This window comes from Nocardia sp. NPDC057440 (assembly GCF_042802915.1).
In the GTDB taxonomy this organism is placed as follows: Bacteria; Actinomycetota; Actinomycetes; order Mycobacteriales; family Mycobacteriaceae; genus Nocardia.
Genome location: NZ_JBHVDF010000042.1, coordinates 1 through 2,561, shown reverse-complemented (window position 1 = coordinate 2,561; position 2,561 = coordinate 1). Strand labels below are relative to the sequence as shown.

Genomic DNA, 2,561 nt, shown 5'->3' with positions numbered 1-2,561 from the left:
TGGTCGGGTAGCGGGAACGCATTACTGCGTTCCCGCCCCCTCAGAACCGGCCATGCGAGATTTCCCCGCAGCACGGCTCAAGCAGGCCGCTGGGGCGTGCTGGCGTTGCTGATCCTGACTGGCCCGGGGACGGCGTCGGCTGGCTGTCGACGCTGACAATGGGCGTGTACGAGGCGAAAATACTCGTTCGGCTGATCGGCGTCAGCGACAATGAGCTGTCGCTTCAGAGCTGTGCGGATGGTGATGAACCATTGCTCCCACTGGCCGGGGGATTGTGGTTCCCGATCCGCGAACAGCAGAAAGTCACCGCAGAGCACGCATCGACCGTGCTGCGCCTTGAGGCGGCCCACGGTTGATGGTGCCAGCGGCGGCGGCTGCTGTCTGCGTCGCCGCTCGGTCCAATACTGTTCCAGGGCAGGGTCGTCCGGAGACGCCCAGCCCGTGACCATGGAATGCCGAACGATTTTCGTCCAGGCGAACCGTTGAAGAAAGACCCCGCTGACGCGGTCTCCGAATACCCACTGGTCCTGCCGAGACTTGTTGAACTGGCCGAAGTATCGGTTGGTCACCCACTGCCACGACTTGTTGTCATGGCGGCGACGAGCCCACCGGCACGTCAGCTTGAACAGGTAGGCGTCCAGGTTAGTGAATGTCTCGCTGGACACCATCGACCGGAAATACGCGGTCCAGCCCCGAATAATCGGGTTGAGCCGAATCGCGACATCCGCCGGACCCGCACCACGCAGGTGTCGCATCTCGACGGCCAGCCGCTGCCGCATCTTCTTGATCGACTCCTTGCTCGGCTTGATCAGCAGTGTTCCGCCCCGCCACGAGCGATAACGGCGGACATTGAAGCCCAGGAAATCGAAGCCATCCGAGACGTGCACGATGCGCGTTTTGCCCTCGTTGAACGACAACCCTCTGGGCGCGAACCACTGTGCGAGCTGTTCGCGGACCTGTTCAGCCTGCTCACGACTGTGGCACATAGCCACAAAATCGTCGGCATAGCGGACCAGAACCGGGGAATGGGACCGGGTATGGGCGTTCACGGTGTCGCTCTTGCGATACCGAACCCCCGCGGCAGTCTCCATTCCATGAAGTGCGACGTTGAGCAGCAGCGGACTGATGACCCCGCCCTGAGGAGTTCCCTCCTCAGTCGGGGAATACCGGCCCCTGTCCATCACCCCCGCCTTCAACCATTTCTGAACCTGCGCCCTTGCGGGGAATAGGCCGATCTGATCGAGAAGGCGTTGGTGATCAATTCTGTCGAAGGCCGATGCCAGATCCGCGTCGAGCACCCACACTCGTTGGCAACCAGCACCTTTGAGTGTCATGTAGATGGCGACCACGGCGTCGTGGCACGACCTGCCCGGCCGGAAGCCATAAGAACGCGGCTCGAACCGGGCCTCCCATTCGGGTTCCAAGGCATTACGAACTCGCGCCTGTTGCGCGCGGTCCGCGATCACTGGAATCCCCAGCGGGCGTTGTTTTCCGCCCTTCTTCGGTATGTACACCCGCTTGACCGGCGAGGCTTGCCACGGCTTGCCGCGTTGCTCGAGGTCGAGCACCAGCTCTGTCCGTGACTCGGCAGTCAGAGCGACCCGACCGTCGATGCCCGCAGTGTTGCGGCCGGCATTGCGCTCCGTGACCTGCCGAACGCTCACAAGCGTGTTGGCACGGCTGCGGAGCATCAGTTTCTGCAAATTGCGGACCTTCTTGAGGTCCCCTGCCTGCGACGCCTTGAAGATTCGTTGCCTCAGCCTGCGTACTTCGTCCTCGGTGCGTCGCCATCTGACGGCGTCCCAGTCGAAGCCTTCCGGTCCGTTCACCACGGTCACCTCATCGACGGCCGCGACGAACGCGGTCGTTACCAGTTGTGATGTGGTGTCCAACTTGTCCTTCAGTTCTGCTGCCTTGGTGTCTGGTTCGTCAAAGGCCCACCTGGCCCACGTCAGCGCACTTTCGTGCCGGACCATTCAGGTTCCGTATGCGGCCGGTTATCCACGGCGACCATCGGAGGGACGGTCGTCTGCCCTGGTTTCCCGTTGCCTTTCGGCTCACCGCCGTTGGCTTGTTGGGCCATCCTGTTCCCGCCGGAGCATTCCGCTCTCCTTACGGTCGGCCTACCAGCACTTGAAACGAAAGTGCCGGACTCCGACGGGGTTTCCACGTTCCACACGAGCGAGATACGACCGGGGTGGGTGCCTTCTCTCCCCCGAGGCCCTGGTGCCCACGCGGTCGGCTACAGCCATCCGACCGTCAGCGCCGCTTTTCAGCGACAGGCCCTGCACTCCGCTACCACTTCCCATCTGCGGAGACTCGCATTACGAGGTGTCATCGAAGGTTCACTTGCGTTCACCCGTCCGGTCTTCCCCTTGCCTGTGGCCCCCGGATGGAACGGGAACCCTTGGGCTTTTCCTTCGAGCTTCGCACCCCGCAGTTGCCTGCGACGCACGTCGAAGTGGGGACGGGAAGCGGGCACTATCCCGGGACCATGCCGCCGATCACTCGGCCCTCCTTTCGGTTGGTCCACTCGTCTCGTGCGACCTCGTGTCGCACGC

General features: G+C 62.8%; 1 protein-coding gene. It reads right to left on the bottom strand.

Features of this window, described 5'->3' with window-relative positions:
* Window positions 1–77 precede the first annotated feature (77 nt).
* The gene (gene ltrA, locus ACFU4Z_RS36460) at window positions 78–1,976 is read right to left on the bottom strand and encodes a group II intron reverse transcriptase/maturase (RefSeq protein ID WP_379072927.1); all 1,899 of its coding nucleotides are present in this window, start codon (window positions 1,974–1,976) and stop codon (window positions 78–80) included.
* Between the last annotated feature and the right edge of the window lie 585 nt (window positions 1,977–2,561).

Coding starts and splice junctions, on each gene's coding strand:
- ltrA (WP_379072927.1), bottom strand. CDS start 1,976: ATGGTCCGGCACGAAAGTGCGCTGACGTGGGCCAGGTGGGCCTTTGAC.